Below are 17,085 nucleotides of genomic sequence, written 5' to 3'. Positions count from 1 at the left end.
AGGAATCGATATTTGCTAAGATAATTCCGCTTTAATGTAAGATCATTGTTAATGTTTCGCATAACGTTTAGCTTTATAACATAAAGCTAATTCTGTTACCGAATTACTTGACCTTTACAATTGCGAGGTACGAAACAATCCCTACACAGAGGCGCTCTGCTTACGTAAAGATTGCTTCGTTCCTCGCAATGACGCGTTTTTCTCTGCCAATTTCCCCCTCCTCTTGCGCTCATTTGCAATGAGTGCTTAACATGGGTTTGCGATTGCATCGCACCTAAAATAAAAAAAGCCTCCCCGCAAGGGAAGGCTTCCTGAATATTTAATTCCGTTGCTGGAGATTATTTTTGTTGTCTGCGGATGATGTTTAACGCGCCACCGGCTTTAAACCACTCAATTTGCTGAGCGTTGTAGGTATGGTTAACCGCGAATGAATCTTCGGTGCCATCAGCATGGTGTAATACTACAGTTAGCTGTTTGCCCGGAGCAAATTCGGTTAAGCCTAAGATATCGATCTTGTCGTCTTCCTGAATTTTGTCGTAATCGGCGGTGTCGGCAAAGGTAATACCCAGCATACCTTGTTTTTTAAGGTTGGTTTCGTGGATACGGGCAAATGATTTTACCAGTATGGCACGTACACCCAGGTGACGAGGCTCCATGGCCGCGTGCTCACGTGATGAACCTTCGCCATAGTTTTCGTCGCCCACTACTACAGTACCAATACCGTGTGCTTTGTAATCGCGCTGGGTAGCCGGTACCGGACCGTATTCGCCGGTTATCGCATTCTTAACACTATCGGCACTATTGTTAAAATAGTTGATAGCGCCAATCAGCATGTTGTTTGAAATATTATCAAGGTGACCACGGAACTTCAACCACGGACCAGCCATCGAAATGTGGTCGGTAGTACATTTTCCTTTAGCTTTGATCAGCAATTTCAGGCCTTTCAAATCTGTACCTTCCCATGGTGAGAAAGGATCAAGCAGTTGCAAACGTGCCGAAGTAGGGCTAACCTTTACTTCAACCTGGCTGCCATCTTCGGCCGGGGCCTGGTAGCCTGCATCTTCTACCGCGAAACCTTTTACCGGCAGCTCGATACCTTGTGGCTCGTCAAACTTAACCTGCTCGCCGTTTTCGTTGGTTAACGTATCTGTAAGTGGGTTAAAGGTAAGATCGCCAGCGATAGCAAACGCGGTTACAATTTCAGGTGATGCCACAAAAGCGTGGGTATTTGGGTTACCATCCTGGCGTTTAGCGAAGTTACGGTTAAACGAAGTGATGATAGAGTTACGGCGTGTAGGATCATCAGTATGACGGGCCCACTGACCGATACAAGGACCACAAGCGTTAGCCAAAACTACACCGCCCATTTCGGCAAATGTACCCAGGTAACCATCGCGGTCAACAGTATAACGCACCAGTTCCGATCCCGGAGTGATGGTAAACTCTGCCTTGGTTTTCAATTTTTTATCGATAGCCTGTTTGGCGATTGATGCCGAACGGGTAATATCCTCGTAAGATGAGTTGGTGCAAGAACCAATTAAACCAACCTCTAAAGCGGTAGGCCAGTTGTTCTCTTTAACCGCGGTAGCGAATTTAGAGATAGGCCATGCCAGATCCGGAGTGAAGGGGCCGTTTACATGCGGCTCAAGTTCGCTCAGGTTAATTTCAATTACCTGGTCAAAATATTGCTCAGGGTTGTTGTAAACTTCGTCGTCGCCGGTTAAGTGCTCAGCAATAGCGTCGGCTAATAAAGCGATGTCTTCGCGCTCGGTACCTTTAAGGTAAGCGGCAGCCTTTTCATCGTAACCGAAGATAGAAGTAGTAGCGCCAATTTCGGCACCCATGTTACAGATGGTACCTTTACCGGTTGCTGATAATGAACGTGCGCCCTCGCCAAAGTATTCAACAATAGCGCCTGTACCACCTTTTACGGTAAGTATACCGGCAACTTTCAAAATAACATCTTTAGCCGAAGCCCAGCCCGATAATTTACCGGTTAATTTAACACCTATCAGTTTAGGGAATTTAAGCTCCCATGGTAAGCCTGCCATTACGTCGCACGCATCGGCACCACCTACACCAATAGCTATCATACCTAAACCACCCGCGTTAGGCGTGTGCGAATCGGTACCTATCATCATACCACCCGGGAAAGCGTAGTTTTCTAACACTACCTGGTGAATGATACCTGCACCGGCTTTCCAGAAACCGATACCATATTTATCAGATACTGATGAAAGGAAATCGTAAACTTCCTTATTTACATCATTTGCTGTAGTTAAATCGGCAACAGCGCCAATTTTTGCTTGTATTAAGTGATCGCAATGTACGGTTGATGGTACAGCAACCTGCGGACGGCCCGCCTGCATAAATTGCAGCAGTGCCATTTGTGCCGTAGCATCTTGCATGGCCACACGGTCAGGTGCAAAGTCAACGTAGTCGGTACCGCGTGTGTAAGCTTGTTTAGCGTCACCTTCAGAAAGGTGGGCGTATAGTATTTTTTCAGTAAGAGTAAGAGGTTTACCGGTCGCTTTACGGGCAGCATCAACACGGGTGCTGTAACGATCGTAAACTTTTTTGATCATATCTAAATCAAAAGCCATTCTATTTTTGATTTTTAGGTGAGTATAAAAAGGAAAGGGATAATCCTGTTCCTGTATTCAGCGGCGAATTTACAAATTATAACAAACAAATCTCGTCAGCGTTGTGTACAAATGTTATTTGGATATGTTCTAAATAGTGTTGCGTACCAACCAAATAGATTCCGGTTGTTATAATATCAACTAAAGCTAACGAATTAATTTTGCACCCTGATATTGAATATGCTATATAACAACATTTACCCTGCCGAAGCCACCGATCACCCGAAATAATTGCCGTTTGGGAGGCATCCGTAAGGGCAACGCACCACTTTTTAACCGAAGATGATATCCTGTTTTACCGCGACCTGATACTCAACCAATATTTAGATATGGTAAACCTGTATTGCACCAAAGATGACGATACTATCACCGGCTTTTTAGGCTTAAGCGACGACATGGTGCAAATGTTGTTCATCCACCCCGATGCACGCGGCAAAGGCCATGGCAGCCAATTGCTCAACTTTGCCATTAATCAGCACGGAATAACCAAGGTAGACGTAAACGAACAGAACCAGCAGGCCCTTGGCTTTTACCAGCGCTTTGGCTTCACCATTATTGACCGCGCCGAAACAGATGCCGTTGGCAGGCCGTACCCGGTTTTAAGTATGAGACTGTGAAAGTATACAGGTAGAAGGGCTTAAAAGCATTTAGATTTTTACTAAAGATTTATTACTCCATATAACCATGCTATTGAATTGGGTTTATTTTAATTTACTACTTGTAAAAGCATGTTCTTTTTTTTGTAAATTGTTGTTAATTAAGGATATAATATATAGCTTGTATATAAATGAGAAATGCGTATTTCGGATTTGTATGGTTGTCATTACTTATCCAAATTTGTAGCGGATGCAATGGGGTAAAGAAAAATTCAACTATCCAACAGGTTGATACCACACCAGTTGCCAAAACTGTCGCCCAAATAATGGCATCTAAGCCGACATTCAAAAATTTTAAGCACTATACTTTGTCAGCTTCTGATGATACTACTTATATGCGAAGTGTTTCTAATACACGAACATTAAAAAAAGTATGGATTGTTTATTTTGATTATGAAAAAGATGACTGGACAGTAAAGCAATGGATTGATTCTGGCAAGAATAATAAAGTTTTTGGAGATACTATACTCATGCGGAACAAAAAATCAAACGATAACCTTGGTGACAAAATTGATGTTTATATGGCTCAATCGAACGACAATGGACAAAGTTGGGAAAGTTATGATCCGAATCCTGCATACCTTTATTGTACAGGCAATCCAAGACTTTCTAATGCTGTACAGTTATTAGTTAGTAACGATTTTATGAATAGTAACGGCATGCCATCCCTTAGTATTTTTCTACAATAGAAAAAGCCTTTTATCTACTCCAGCAATGGTATAACCTCTCGTTTTGACTTTAAAGGTTTATGTCCGGCCATCCGAAAAATCAACAGGAAATAGTCGGGGAGTCCGTCAAAACAAATTTCAGATCGTTATTATTTATGTACTGATACCGTTTAAAACAAAAATCGTGTTGTTTGAGTAGCACGATCCACGGACAACAGACTCTCTTACTGGCCACCAGTTTTCCAGTACATGTAAGCTATGGCCACCACTACCAATATGATGAGCACTACCAGGCCGGTTTTGCCTTTGCGTTTGTCTTGCCTCATTAACCAAACTAAAAAAGCAACCAGCGGCAATACAAAAATGGCCCAAAAAATCATCGAAGGTCCGTTCATGGAGAATTTAAATTAAGATCAGGAAAAGCAGCAGCGCCGCAAGTTCCGTATGTGTGCTGCAAATGTAAGTTTTATAAATCAAGTGCAAAAGGAGATTAGTCGATGGACCATAGTCGATAGTCCATATAAAACCAACCCCATGGACTATCGACTATGGTCTATTGACCAAAGAACTAAAACGGCATCCTTGCCAGTGGGGCTACGTCCTGCCCTATGAAATCGCCTTTCAGGTATTTGTGGTAACCGGCAATGGCTATCATGGCGGCATTATCGGTACAGTATTCCATTTTAGGGATAAAGGCATTCCAGCCGCGTTTGGCGCAAAGCGCCTGCAAGCCCAGGCGCAAACCGGTATTGGCCGATACACCACCCGCCAGCGCGATATCCTGAATATTATATTCCAGGGCGGCCTTTTCCAACTTGTTTAATAATATGGTAGCGATGCGTTTTTCAACCGAGGCGCAAATATCGTTCAGGTTTTCCTGCACAAAATCGGGGTTTCTGGCAGTATTATCCCTGATGAAATAGAGGATAGAGGTTTTCAACCCGCTAAAGCTGAAATCCAGTCCGGGTATTTGCGGTTCCGGAAATTTGTAGGCGTCGGCATTACCCAATCGCGCGTATTTATCAATCAGCGGACCGCCGGGATACGGCAGGCCGAGTATTTTGCTCGTTTTATCCATCGCTTCACCCGCGGCATCGTCGAGGGTTTGGCCAATTACTTCCATATCGAAATAATCTTTCACCAGTACGATCTGCGTATGGCCACCCGAAACGGTAAGGCATAAAAAAGGGAAACGAGGTTTGTTATCGCCTATAAAATGAGCCAGCACATGCGCCTGCATATGGTTTACCTCAATAAGCGGCAAATTTTTGGCCAGCGCGAAAGCCTTGGCGAATGATACCCCAACAAGCAGCGAACCTAAAAGTCCGGGCCCGCGTGTAAAAGCCACCGCATCAATATCATTTTTGTTTACTTTTGCGTTCAATAATGCTTGTTGTACGGCAGGAACAATATTTTGCTGATGAACCCTTGAGGCAAGCTCAGGGACAACGCCTCCGTAGGCTTCGTGTATGGTTTGGTTGGCAATTACGTTGCTCAACATTACACCATCGGCACAAATGGCGGCAGAGGTTTCATCGCACGATGATTCTATAGCTAAAATTACAGGCACAGTTTTAAATATTATTTAAAGCTATTATTTACCGAATATTGTAAAACCCTACGCGGGAATGCTTGTTTATCAAGCGTTATTCGGTAATTGAATAGCTCACTCAATCAGTCATTTAAATAAAAGGCAAAGTTATTAAAAAAGTACTCAAAATAACGCTGATAATAGTATTGCTCATCTTACTGATGGTAAGCGTATTGTTAGTAGCATTTCAATATAAGCCTGTACAAACCTGGGCGGCAAAAAAAGCTACGGCTTACCTGTCCGAAGAGCTGCATACCAAAGTTGACATCAAAAGCCTGTACATTAAACCATTTACATCGGTTGTGCTGGAAGGGCTGTACGTGCTGGATAAACAAAAGGATACCCTGCTAAGTACGCCCAAATTAACCGTTGAGCTTAACGGGTTTTCTATATTCAGCAGTATTAAGAAACGGTATATCGATTTTGAGTCGATACAGTTAGATAACGGTTCCTTTTACCTCAAAAAACAGAAGGACAGCACCACCAATCTTAAGTTCATTATAGATTATTTCAGTTCGGCCGATACCACCAAAAAGGCCGGCAAACCATGGACGCTCGATTTCCGGAAGATAGCCATCAACAACCTGCATGTGCGCTACAAGAACTTTTTGGTGGACAGTGCGGTTAAAGGTGTAAATTTTGAAGACCTTGATGTAAACCATTTCAGCACCGTAGTGCTCAATATGGATTTGAAAAGCCACCTGTTTAAAGCCAACCTGCGCAACCTTACCTTGCAGGAAAAAAGCGGCTTCTATGTTAAGAATCTTACTACAGATGCCACGGTTGATACCAACCAGATTGAGCTGAAAAAGCTTTACCTGCAAACCAAAAACTCTGTACTGAAAGATTATTTTAAGATGAGTTTTAACTCGTTTGATGACTTCAGTAATTTTGAGCACCGGGTACGTATGGACGCCAATTTTATGGCCTCGCACCTATCGTCAAACGATGTGGCTTACTTTACCGATTTGCAAAAGATCCGTTTTGAACTGGGTGTTTCGGGCAGGGTAAAGGGTAAGGTAGATAACCTTAAAGCCAAAAACGCCACCATTACCGCGGCGCAAAGCACCTACATTAAAGGTGATTTTAACCTGAAAGGCCTGCCCGATTGGAACAATACCCTGCTGGAACTGGAGTTTGAGCAGGTAGCTACTAACAAAAAAGATGTTGATTATTTATTCCAGCGTTTTACCGGCAACCCCAAGGCGCAGGTATCGGCCATTGTTTCAAAATTTGGCAATGTAAACTTCAAAGGTAACTTCAGCGGTTTGCAGAATGACTTTATAGCCTACGGTACGTTTAAAACCAAGTTGGGCCGTTTCGATACCGATATCAACCTTAAAATAAACAAAGCCGGTGTGCCCAGCTACAGCGGTAAGCTTACCACCAACCAGTTTGATGTAGGCAGCCTGATCGACGATAAAACACTTGGCCGGGTTACCCTTAGCGGGCAGGTTAAAGGTAGCGGTGACGACCTGAAAACGCTCAACATAGCCGGTAACGCCAATATTAAAAGCTTCTCATTTAAAGGTTACAGCTATAACAACATCACTACGCATGGCACGTTTCGCCGTAAGTTTGCCGATGGGGTGGTGTATGTGAACGATAAGAATATCAAGCTGAAGCTGGACGGCTCTATCGACCTGGCACCTAAACTGCCGGTTTTTGATTTTACTGCCGATATTACCGATGCTCACCTAAACAAGCTGAAACTGATTAAAGACACGGTGACCGTGAGCACCACTATGCGCACCAAGTTTTCGGGCAATAACCTCGATAATTTGGATGGCGATATCTTCCTGTCGTCGACCCGCATTGTTGACCCGCGGAATAATTATGTGGTTGATTCGTTGTACCTGGCAGCAAGCGGCACGGGCAGGCAAAGGCTGCTTACCTTCCGGTCGGATATTGCTGATGGCAGCATTACAGGTAATTATAACCTGGCTACCTTGCCATCGTACTTTAAATCTATCGCTAAAAAATATATCCCATCCTTAAAAACAGATATTACCCCACCTAAACCGCAGGACTTTGATTTCAGCCTGAAAATAAAGGATATCGACCCGCTGCTGGTGGTATTTATGCCGCAGCTGCGCATCCCCGAGCAGGGTAATTTTGTGGGCGAGTTTAATTCGGCCAGTAATACGGCGACGCTTAGCGGCTACATAAAAACCATTAAGTACAACAAAATAGTTTTTCACGACCTGATTATTGACGAGGGCACTACCCAGCAAAACCTGGGGGCCAACTTATCTTTAAGCAAGGTTGATATTACCGACAGTTTGTTTGTGAAGGATATCAACATCACCAACTTTATACAGAACGACAGCCTTAACTTCAACATCAAACTATCTGACAAGAACGCGGCCAACCAATTGGATCTTTACGGACTGGTGGAGTTTGGGCGCGATACCACGGCCAAGCTAAAGCTGCTGCCATCGGAAGTGGTGCTGGAGCATGAAAAATGGTCGCTTGAAGAGCAGGTACGTATCCGTTTGCTGGATAACGGCAGAACACAGATCTCGGGATTCGACCTCTCTAACGGCGAACAAAGCGTAAAAATTGACGGGTTTGTATCAAGCAACCCGGCAGATAAACTGAACCTCACCTTCGAGAAATTTGCCATGAGTACGCTCAACCAGCTTACCAAACCGGCGGGCATCGCTTTAAAGGGTGCGCTTAACGGTACGGTGATTTTCAGTTCGCTTACCAAATCACCGGAGATAGATGCCGATTTGGATGTGGATACGCTGATGATGAACAAAACCCAGGTGGGTAATGTGAAAATTGTTTCAAACCTTGATAATAACCGCCAGAAGGCTATTGTGCATGTAAATATTGTTAACCGTGGTTTAGAAACCCTCGATATTGAGGGTGCTTACTCGCTGGCGAAGGATGAAGAGAATGTGCTTGATTTTGATATCAACATGAACCAAACGGAGGCTATCATATTTACGCCTTTCATAAAAAACCTGGTGTCGGATGTTAAGGGTGCTATCTCTACCAACCTCAAGCTTACGGGTTCTACCAAAAGTCCACGGCTTAACGGTGATATTACCCTATCAAATACCGGCCTAACGGTTAACTACCTGAAAACGCCGTATATAATTAATGATAAGCTAACGGTTGATAACAGCGTGATCCATATTGATAAAATGTCGATAAAGGATACTTTGGGTGGCGAAGGCATTGCCGATGGTAAGGTTGACCTCAACAATATATCAAACCCCGAACTGGATATCGCCCTTAACGCTACTAACCTGCTGGCGCTTAATACATCGTTTAAAGATAACCACGTTTATTATGGTAAGGCTTACGGCACCGGGCGTTTCGCCTTTAGCGGCCCTATCGATAACATGAAGATAGATATTAAGGCCAAAACAGAGGAAGGTACCATATTCAATATTCCGCTCAATACCTCGTTCACCGCTAATGACTACGATTTTATCCGCTTTGTAAAGCATAATGATACCACCAAGGTAGTTGACGACAAAACTAATAAGTTCAATGGTGTTACGCTTAATTTTGACCTCTCGGCAGATGAAAAGACGGTTGTAAAGATCAGTACCGATTATGGCCAGTTGGAAGGTAAGGGGATCACCAATAACCTTAAGCTGAACATCAACAGCCTCGGCGATTTTGAGATGTACGGTGATTACCTCATATCATCTGGTAAGTTTGAATTTACGGCTAAAAACTTCATCAGTAAAAACTTCCAGGTAAACCAGGGCGGTACCATTCGCTGGACGGGTAACCCGGCCAATGCCGAAATTAACCTGAAAGCTATTTACGAGGTGCGTACCAATATTGCCCCGCTATATACCGCGGCTGGCCTTACATCGCCTCGTGGTAACCAGCAGGTACTGGTGCAATCGCAATTGATATTAACCAAATCCCTGTTACAACCAAATATCGATTTCGACTTTACCTTCCCTACCGACCCATCAATTAAGGAAGACGTAAATACTTACCTGGCCGATAATAATAACCGCAGCCAGCAGGCGCTAAGTATTATTGTACGCCGTAACTTTAACTCGGGTTCAAACGGTGGTAACCTCGATCAGCAGGTGCTAAGTACCGCCAGCGACGCGGTGAGCGAGTTCGCCTTTAATCAGTTGAACAGCTTTATAGCGCAATCAAACATTAAAAACGTGGATTTGAACATCCGCTCGTTCAACGAAGCCAGTGCATCTATCCGTTTATTTAACGACAGGCTGATACTTAACGGAAGTTTGTTTAACAATACGGGCAGTAATAACCTGTTTGTGAACAACAGCAGCTTGTTCAACTCTAACTTTAATAATTTAACAAAGGATTTTGAGGCACTGTACCGCATAAGGCAGGATGGAAACCTTACCGCGCGCTACTCGTACAGGGTATTGAGCGGCACGGCATTAAACACCATTAGCCAGCTGGATGTGCAGTATGTAAATGGTATCGGCTTGGTTTACCAGCGCGATTTTGATACGCTTGGCGAGTTTTTGAGAAGTATTTTCCGGAAGCCGCGAACCGGTGGCAATTCGCAGAAACCTACGCCTGCCCCTATTCCGCAGCCTCCGTTAAATTATAAACCTCATGATGAGGAGGAAGAAAATTAATTATCGCGCATAATAGCGTGATCCATTTTATCGCGTTTGGTACGCAGGTAGTTTTCGTTGTGCGGGTTTGATGCTATCTCGATAGGCACATTCTCAACCACCTCTAAACCGTAACCGATAAGGCCTGCGCGTTTTTTAGGGTTGTTACTCATCAGGCGCATTTTTGACACGCCCAGGCTACACAATATTTGCGCGCCGATGCCATAATCACGCTGGTCCATTTTAAAGCCCAGTTGCAGGTTGGCTTCTACTGTATCCAAACCATTCTCTTGCAGGTGATAGGCTTTCAGCTTATTGATCAATCCTATACCACGGCCTTCCTGGTTCATGTATACGATAACGCCTTTACCTTCTTTCTGTATCATTTCCATCGCCTTGTGCAGCTGCGGACCGCAATCGCAACGGCATGAACCAAAGATATCGCCGGTTACACATGAACTGTGTACGCGTACCAGTATAGCTTCATCGGGTTCCCAGGTGCCTTTAACAAGGGCCATGTGGTTTTCGCCGGTGTTCACCTGTGTGTAGGCCACCATATCAAAATCACCAAACTCGGTAGGCATCTTCACTGAGATCTCTTTGGTAACCAGGCTTTCGGTATTTAAACGGTAAGCGATAAGGTCTTTAATAGAGATGATCTTCAGGTCGAACTCTTTTGCCATGGTTAGCAGTTCGGGCAAACGGGCCATTTCGCCGTCTTCGCTCATTATTTCGCATATCACACCGGCAGGCTCAAATCCGGCCAGTACGGCAAGATCAATAGCTGCTTCGGTATGCCCGGCACGGCGCAGCACACCACCATCTTTAGCTATCAGCGGGAATATATGTCCCGGACGACCCAGATCCTGTGCTTTTATAGTGGGGTCAATAAGTGCCAGTGACGTTTTTGAACGGTCAGACGCCGAAATACCGGTAGTACAACCATGCCCCAGCAAATCAACCGAAACTGTAAAGTTGGTTTCGTGCGAGGTGGTGTTATTGGTTACCATCGGCTCCAGTTCCAGTTCGTGAGCACGCTGCCTGGTAATAGGGGCGCATATCAATCCACGACCGTAACGGGCCATAAAGTTGATCGCTTCGGGTGTGGCATTACGGGCGGCGGTTAAAAAATCGCCCTCGTTCTCGCGGTCTTCATCATCAACAACGATGATCATTTTACCGCTTTTTATATCTTCAATTGCTTCTTGTATCGTGTTCAGCATTTTTGTAACAGGTTTAATATACCATAGGGTATATTATAAATAATAAGTAAAGTTAACTTATAAAAAGCACTTTAGGGTCGGCACTGTGTAAAATCAACAGGGTGGGGCGTTTTACGCCATTTTGCGTTTAAGCAGTTTATTGAAGAAGCGTTTGTATGCTTCCATATCAAACAGGGTAGAATCGGTAGCGGCTTTGTACGACAGGAAGATACCGATAGGCGTAAGCACAAAAATAGCTATCCACATACCTATTATAGGCGGGGTACCACCATCTTTAACACCCTTTTCGCCAATGGTTGATATGATATGGTAAAGCAGGAAAAACGCTACAGAAACCACTACCGGCAAGCCAAGCCCGCCCTTACGGATGATAGCCCCAAGCGGCGCCCCTATCAGGAACAACACCAAACAGGCTACCGAAAGCGTGAATTTTTTTTGATACTCCACTATAGATCGGCGGATGTTGTGCACCTCTTCCTTATTGGTATCGGCACGGCCTTTAACCAGGTCGAGCACGGTTTTGGCTTCGTTAGAGGCTATGGAAAGCGTGTTTCTTTGGCTGGCTTCGTCCATTCCCTCAAAAATTGCTTTTTTGGCCGGGACGATATGCTTAACCACCATTGACTTTTTAGGCACATTAAAATACTTAACATACGCGGTTAGCAGCTTATACGCAGTCAGGCGCGCGCTGTCGGTCACCCGTTCGGCCGAATCGCGGAAATGCGAAAGCTGCCGGATATTCATCATTTGAAAAGCCGACTTAAAGGCGTCTTCATCTGTGCGTTTTATCGTAAAATTATCCAGCGAAAACTTTTGTTCGGTTTCGGCAAAGCGATAGCGCACCAATTGCTGCCGCTGATCGTTGTAGCCGTTTTTGCCCGGTCTTTCCTCGTAACGGATTCCGTCTTTCAGTTTTAATACAAGGTATTTGTCGCCCGCGGTGCGGTACATGGTACCTTCTTTGGCAAAAGTTACGTTCAAATTATCTGTAGGCGCGGGTGGCTTGGGCTTCTCGTAGATCATGATGCCGTACAGGGTTTGTCCGTCTTCGCCTTTACGCTGCACGCGGATGCTGTAACCGGTAAAATCGTTACTGAAAACACCCTCCTGCAACAGCTTGGCCGATTTTTGCTGCCGCACATCGTATAGTAAGGAGTAGTATTTAAGATTGGCAACCGGCAGCATGTAATCAGAAAATACAAAAGCGGTGATGGCCAGCAGCGTTACCACAATAAACATGGGCGCCATAGCGCGGCGAAGCGAGATACCAGCTGACTTGATAGCCACCAACTCGTAATTTTCGCCGAGGCTGCCATACGTCATGATGGAAGAAAGGAGCACAGAGAGGGGCAGCGCCATCGCCACGTTAGTGGCCGAGGCATATAGCATCAACTCCAAAATAACATACCATTCAAAGCCTTTACCAATAAGGTCGTCGACGTATTTAAATAAAAATAGCATCAGCAACACAAACATCACTATTAAAAAAGTGACGATAAACGGCCTTATAAATGACTTAAGTAATAAAAGATGTATCTTCTTCACGCTGCAAAAATAAGGAATGGGATATATTCCTTAAGCCCCCAATACACTAATGAGGTATTCGATAGAATTATCCCAAATCAATTTGCGCTCAGCAATGGTATCTTCAGTAGCGAAATCGGTAACACTTAAGGCTACGTCGTTCGTTAGTTCGTCTTGTATAATTTCCATTTCGAAATAACACTGCGGCTCGTCATCTATAAACTTAAATCTTACAGATTTATTTTCACGCGTGTTAATCAATTTTGCTTTTTGTTGTTCGCCATCCCAGGTAAAGGTATAAACCTGATCGCGGATGGTAACATCATCTGCAAACCACTGTGTCAGTCCGTTAGGCTCGCTTAAAAAGCTGTATAAAATCCTCGGAGACGATTTTATTTCATATTCAATAGTAAATTTTTTCTTCTCAGACATAATCAGGGTTCTGCCCGTTTTTAGCACCAGGCTGTAAAAGTTAACATTTTTTCTAAAGAAACTTAAATTATCCTATATTTGCAAACCTTTTTACAAAGGACGTTGATAAACGCCCATAACAGAGAGGTAACACACATAAATAAACGGCGGGGTAGCTCAGATGGTTAGAGCGTAGGATTCATAACCCTAAGGTCGGCAGTTCGATCCTGCTCCCCGCTACTTTTAAGTCAAAAGCCTTAAGTCGAAAGATTTGAGGCTTTTTGCATTTGGTTCAATATTAAGGAGATTATTACTATTCTTTTTTGATAAATATTCTAAAATATTGTCTACATGTTATTGAGTACATTTACACAGCAGCTAAATTCGCTTGTTAATGGATGAAACTAAATATAAAGACCTGATTGATATGTTTTTGTCGCAACAAATTGATGTAAATATGTTTATAAATAAATATTTTGTCAAATGGAAAAACGACAGAGACAATGGAAATATCGCCGCTTATGATCCTAAGTTTCAAAGGATAATTGATAGGGTATTTACAAGCTGCGACTGTTATACTGAAAAGCCCGAACACCCACATGAAATTTCAGAAGAAGAACTGCGCCTTGAGATTGACTTGTTACGACATATATGGTGGGGATAAAATGGAATTATTAGATATCTCTATAGATCTTAATACCCTCCAAATTTTTTAGTCGTTAATATTAAAGTATAGCTATCAGCTTCAATTCTAGTAAAAAGCAGTTCGATATTTGACAAATGAGGGCTACTTGGTAAAAGGCCACTCGAAAGAGTGGCTTTTTTTTGTTGATATATTGCGTGGCGAAAACACCGACCACAGGCTAAAATGCTTTTTAGCCTGTGCTTGGCTAACATATTCGGTATGCAAATCTTATCTTTTGTTCAGGGGCGAACATGTCTGACAGTTGCAAACTACCCGATAGTCAAGCATATCCTTCCTCATCTTGCGTACCACCCGGAACTGGAAAAAATCATCCATCAAAATGTATAAAACGTCTATTCTGCTCTGCCATTTACCATGGCATCTTTGCAGGATGAAAAAGTCAATACCGAACATAGCAATAGATCTTGATCAGTTAGGTTCTGTTGCCGGGGACTGGCTCAATTGACATAACTATCTAAACTAAGGTGCTGAACCTGGTTACAGATCGTGTTGCGTTATGCTATATATTTTACAAACTAAAATTCATTATTATGAAAATGTATTATTTCACAGACCCCATGTGTTCGTGGTGTTACGGCTTTAGCCCGGCAATAAAGAAACTAAAAGAGGAATACCCAAATATAGATCTGGAAATCATTTCAGGCGGATTTTCGCCTTACAGTACGCAGGTTGTTGATGACGAGTATAAAGATTTCCTACTGTATCACTGGAAAAATGTTAATGCACGCAGTGGGCAGTATTTCAACCATTCGATGAAATTCATTTCCGAAACATTCCGTTATGATTCCGAACCCTCAAGCCGTGCACTTATGGTTATTAAGGAGATATCGCCCAAACAAGACTTTGAGTTTTTGAGCCTGATGCAAAAAGCTTTTTATGTTGACGGCAATGATATTACCAATGACATTGTGCTGGCAGGATTGGCTGAAGAGATCGGGATCGATAAAAGTGATTTTTTAAAGCTGTTACGTTCTGACGAAATGAAGCTAAAAACGAACCAGGGTTTTCAATTTAGCCGTCAGTTAGGGGTTCAGGGGTTTCCAACACTGCTCACCATCGAAAATGGAGCTGTTAAGGTGATCACCCGCGGTTTCCTGGATCTTAGCAGCCTGAAAGAAGTTGTGGATAACTGGTTAAACAGCCTAAGTGTCCCGCAACCAGGCGTTGGACAGTCTTGTTCAGGCGATACTTGTGAATGCTGACCGATTATCATACAAACTTTAAAAATGATGTATCAAATTAACCTTGATCAATATGGCTGTATCTGATCTCTTTAAACCGCTAACCCTTCTCCATGGCCCTACCATGAGAAACCGTTTCATGCTGGCACCGCTTACCAACCAGCAAAGTGAATTTGACGGCACAGCATCCGAATTTGATCATATATGGTATGAACAGTTGGCAGAAAGCGGTTATGCACTGATACAAACCTGCGCTACTACTGTAGAAGCCGGAGGAATCGCGTTTGCCCGCCAGCTGGGTATTCACAGCGATGACCATTTGCCGGGCCTCACAAGAATAGCATCAACTATTCGTGTGGGCGGCGGTTTGTCCGCGGTGCAATTACACCATGCGGGCCACCGCGCTAACCCCATCCTTGGTGGCATACCTGCCCCGGCTTCAAGCTATACGGTTCCGGGTGTAGAGGCAATTACAACCGACGAGGTGGAGCGGATCCGCGACAGCTTCATCGCAGCCGCAAGGCGGGCGCAGGTAGCAGGTTTCGATGGCATAGCAGTACATGGGGCGTTCGGATGGATCCTTTCAGAATTCATGTCTCCGGATCTGAACGACCGCACCGACAAGTATGGCGGAAGTCTGAAAAACCGGGCACGCTTGACCATTGAGGTTATAGAGGGCATCCGCCGCGAATGCGGCCCTGATTTCCAGATCGGCTGGCGTTTATCTATAGAACGCTATGGACTTGTGCTGGAAGAATTGCTTGCAGTTACCGCCTATATCTTTGATTGCGAACTGATCGATTATCTGGACCTCGCCTTATGGGATTCTGCCCAGATCGTTCGGGAAGGGCCGTACCGGGGAAGAACCATGCTTAGTCTGTTTACCGAACTTCCCCGCAAGGGCGTACGTTTAGGCGTAGCCGGAAAGATAATGACCGCCCGGCGTGCCGGAGAGTTATTAGATGAGGGTTGTGATTTTGTGCTTATCGCACGGGCAGGTATCATCCAGCGGGACTTTCCGCTTCAGGTAAAAGTAAACCCAATGTATGAGAGCGTAAAGATGCCCGTTATGGCGGAGCATTTACGCAAGGGCGGACTGCCTGAGCGTTTTATTAACCATTTACGTGGATGGCAGACTATCGTTTTTCCAAACTCCCCGTGATATGGCTGCAAATAGATCATTTTCTTCGATTTTAGAAAAGCTTAGGCTAAAGCTAAAAGAGCCGCTTCCCGCTGAAGTTGCTCACCGAATCATGGAAGCAACATCCGCAGTATACCTTGGTGTCACGCCTAACGAACAAACACGAAAGAGTGCAGTATTGATGCTTTTATATCCTTTTGAGGATGAAATTTATTTGCCTTTAATCTTGCGGAGTTCGTATGATGGTGTTCATTCGGGGCAAGTCGCATTTCCCGGTGGCAGGTATGAACTAACAGATCAAGATCTGACCCATACCGCGTTGCGTGAGGCGTGCGAAGAGATCGGGGTGAAGATAAGTGACATAAAAATATTAGGAACGCTCACAGAGATCTACATAGCACCAAGCGATTTCCTCGTGCTTCCTGTTGTTGGCTACCTGAATTACCGGCCGGTAGTTGTACCCGATCCGCGGGAGGTAAAGGCTGTACTGGAGATCAGGCTTGATCATTTCTCAGAACCGGGCAGTATCAAATGCAGTGAGATACTTATTCCCGGAGACCGGGTAACGACGCCTTATTATGAGGTAGAAGGACACAAGGTGTGGGGAGCAACCGCCAAAATGATCAGAGAATTATTGTCTGTTTTGGATGCAGATGCTCCGATCAACAAAAGCTGATAAAACGATCTCAATTTATTTCGCCGAACACCACATTAGCCTACAGGTCACTGATCTGTAGGCTTTTTTATTATATGGGCCGGTCTGTG

At 44.2% G+C, this 17,085-nt stretch carries 13 protein-coding genes and 1 tRNA gene; 8 read left to right on the top strand and 6 right to left on the bottom strand.

Features of this window, described 5'->3' with window-relative positions; translation table 11 throughout:
• Window positions 1-338: 338 nt before the first annotated feature.
• Window positions 339-2,603: an aconitate hydratase gene (locus ABD894_RS25605; RefSeq protein WP_345213946.1), complete on the bottom strand. Its 2,265-nt coding sequence runs from the start codon at window positions 2,601-2,603 to the stop codon at window positions 339-341.
• A gap of 368 nt (window positions 2,604-2,971) precedes the next feature.
• Here ABD894_RS25605 and ABD894_RS25600 point away from each other — a divergent pair, with 368 nt between their 5' ends.
• Complete coding sequence (locus ABD894_RS25600) at window positions 2,972-3,259, top strand: GNAT family N-acetyltransferase (RefSeq protein WP_345213945.1); 288 nt, start codon at window positions 2,972-2,974, stop codon at window positions 3,257-3,259.
• A 170-nt stretch (window positions 3,260-3,429) separates the two neighbouring features.
• Window positions 3,430-3,987: a hypothetical protein gene (locus ABD894_RS25595; protein WP_345213944.1), complete on the top strand. Its 558-nt coding sequence runs from the start codon at window positions 3,430-3,432 to the stop codon at window positions 3,985-3,987.
• A gap of 203 nt (window positions 3,988-4,190) precedes the next feature.
• Here ABD894_RS25595 and ABD894_RS25590 read toward each other — a convergent pair whose 3' ends face one another.
• Both ABD894_RS25590 and tsaD read right to left on the bottom strand, forming a co-directional pair.
• A complete protein-coding gene (locus ABD894_RS25590) occupies window positions 4,191-4,361 on the bottom strand; it encodes a hypothetical protein (protein WP_345213943.1) in 171 nt (56 codons plus the stop codon).
• Between the two features lie 173 nt (window positions 4,362-4,534).
• Entirely contained in the window at window positions 4,535-5,536 is a 1,002-nt protein-coding gene (gene tsaD / locus ABD894_RS25585) for a tRNA (adenosine(37)-N6)-threonylcarbamoyltransferase complex transferase subunit TsaD (protein WP_345213942.1), read from the bottom strand.
• A gap of 182 nt (window positions 5,537-5,718) precedes the next feature.
• Here tsaD and ABD894_RS25580 point away from each other — a divergent pair, with 182 nt between their 5' ends.
• Entirely contained in the window at window positions 5,719-10,155 is a 4,437-nt protein-coding gene (locus ABD894_RS25580) for a translocation/assembly module TamB domain-containing protein (protein ID WP_345213941.1), read from the top strand.
• On the opposite strand, the gene ABD894_RS25575 is transcribed toward ABD894_RS25580, so the two are convergent.
• From ABD894_RS25575 to ABD894_RS25565, 3 genes are all read right to left on the bottom strand, one after another.
• Window positions 10,152-11,357, bottom strand: a complete 1,206-nt coding sequence (locus ABD894_RS25575; protein ID WP_345213940.1) for a bifunctional 3,4-dihydroxy-2-butanone-4-phosphate synthase/GTP cyclohydrolase II — start codon at window positions 11,355-11,357, stop codon at window positions 10,152-10,154. The genes ABD894_RS25580 and ABD894_RS25575 overlap by 4 nt on opposite strands.
• Window positions 11,358-11,468: 111 nt before the next feature.
• Window positions 11,469-12,902 carry an LptF/LptG family permease gene (locus ABD894_RS25570; protein ID WP_345213939.1) on the bottom strand — a complete coding sequence of 478 codons (1,434 nt, stop codon included), beginning with the start codon at window positions 12,900-12,902 and terminating at the stop codon, window positions 11,469-11,471.
• 30 nt (window positions 12,903-12,932) lie between these two features.
• On the bottom strand, window positions 12,933-13,313 hold the full coding sequence (locus ABD894_RS25565) for an START-like domain-containing protein (RefSeq protein ID WP_345213938.1): 381 nt from the start codon (window positions 13,311-13,313) through the stop codon (window positions 12,933-12,935).
• A gap of 145 nt (window positions 13,314-13,458) precedes the next feature.
• On the opposite strand from ABD894_RS25565, the gene ABD894_RS25560 reads away from it, so the two are divergent.
• From ABD894_RS25560 to ABD894_RS25540, 5 genes are all read left to right on the top strand, one after another.
• Window positions 13,459-13,532, top strand: a tRNA-Met gene (locus tag ABD894_RS25560).
• Between the two features lie 154 nt (window positions 13,533-13,686).
• The gene (locus tag ABD894_RS25555; protein WP_345213937.1) at window positions 13,687-13,956 is read left to right on the top strand and encodes a colicin immunity domain-containing protein; all 270 of its coding nucleotides are present in this window, start codon (window positions 13,687-13,689) and stop codon (window positions 13,954-13,956) included.
• Window positions 13,957-14,528: 572 nt separating this feature from the next.
• Window positions 14,529-15,200 (top strand): DsbA family protein, encoded by a 672-nt coding sequence (locus tag ABD894_RS25550; RefSeq protein ID WP_345213936.1) that lies wholly within the window; start codon window positions 14,529-14,531, stop codon window positions 15,198-15,200.
• Window positions 15,201-15,252: 52 nt separating this feature from the next.
• A complete protein-coding gene (locus ABD894_RS25545; RefSeq protein WP_345213935.1) occupies window positions 15,253-16,341 on the top strand; it encodes an NADH:flavin oxidoreductase in 1,089 nt (362 codons plus the stop codon).
• Between the two features lies 1 nt (window position 16,342).
• The gene (locus tag ABD894_RS25540; RefSeq protein ID WP_345213934.1) at window positions 16,343-16,996 is read left to right on the top strand and encodes an NUDIX hydrolase; all 654 of its coding nucleotides are present in this window, start codon (window positions 16,343-16,345) and stop codon (window positions 16,994-16,996) included.
• Window positions 16,997-17,085: the final 89 nt, after the last annotated feature.

The organism is Mucilaginibacter gynuensis, assembly GCF_039541195.1.
GTDB classification, from domain to species: Bacteria; Bacteroidota; Bacteroidia; order Sphingobacteriales; family Sphingobacteriaceae; genus Mucilaginibacter; species Mucilaginibacter gynuensis.
The sequence above is the reverse complement of the archived record's forward strand: the minus strand, read 5'-3'. Positions and strand labels throughout refer to the sequence as shown.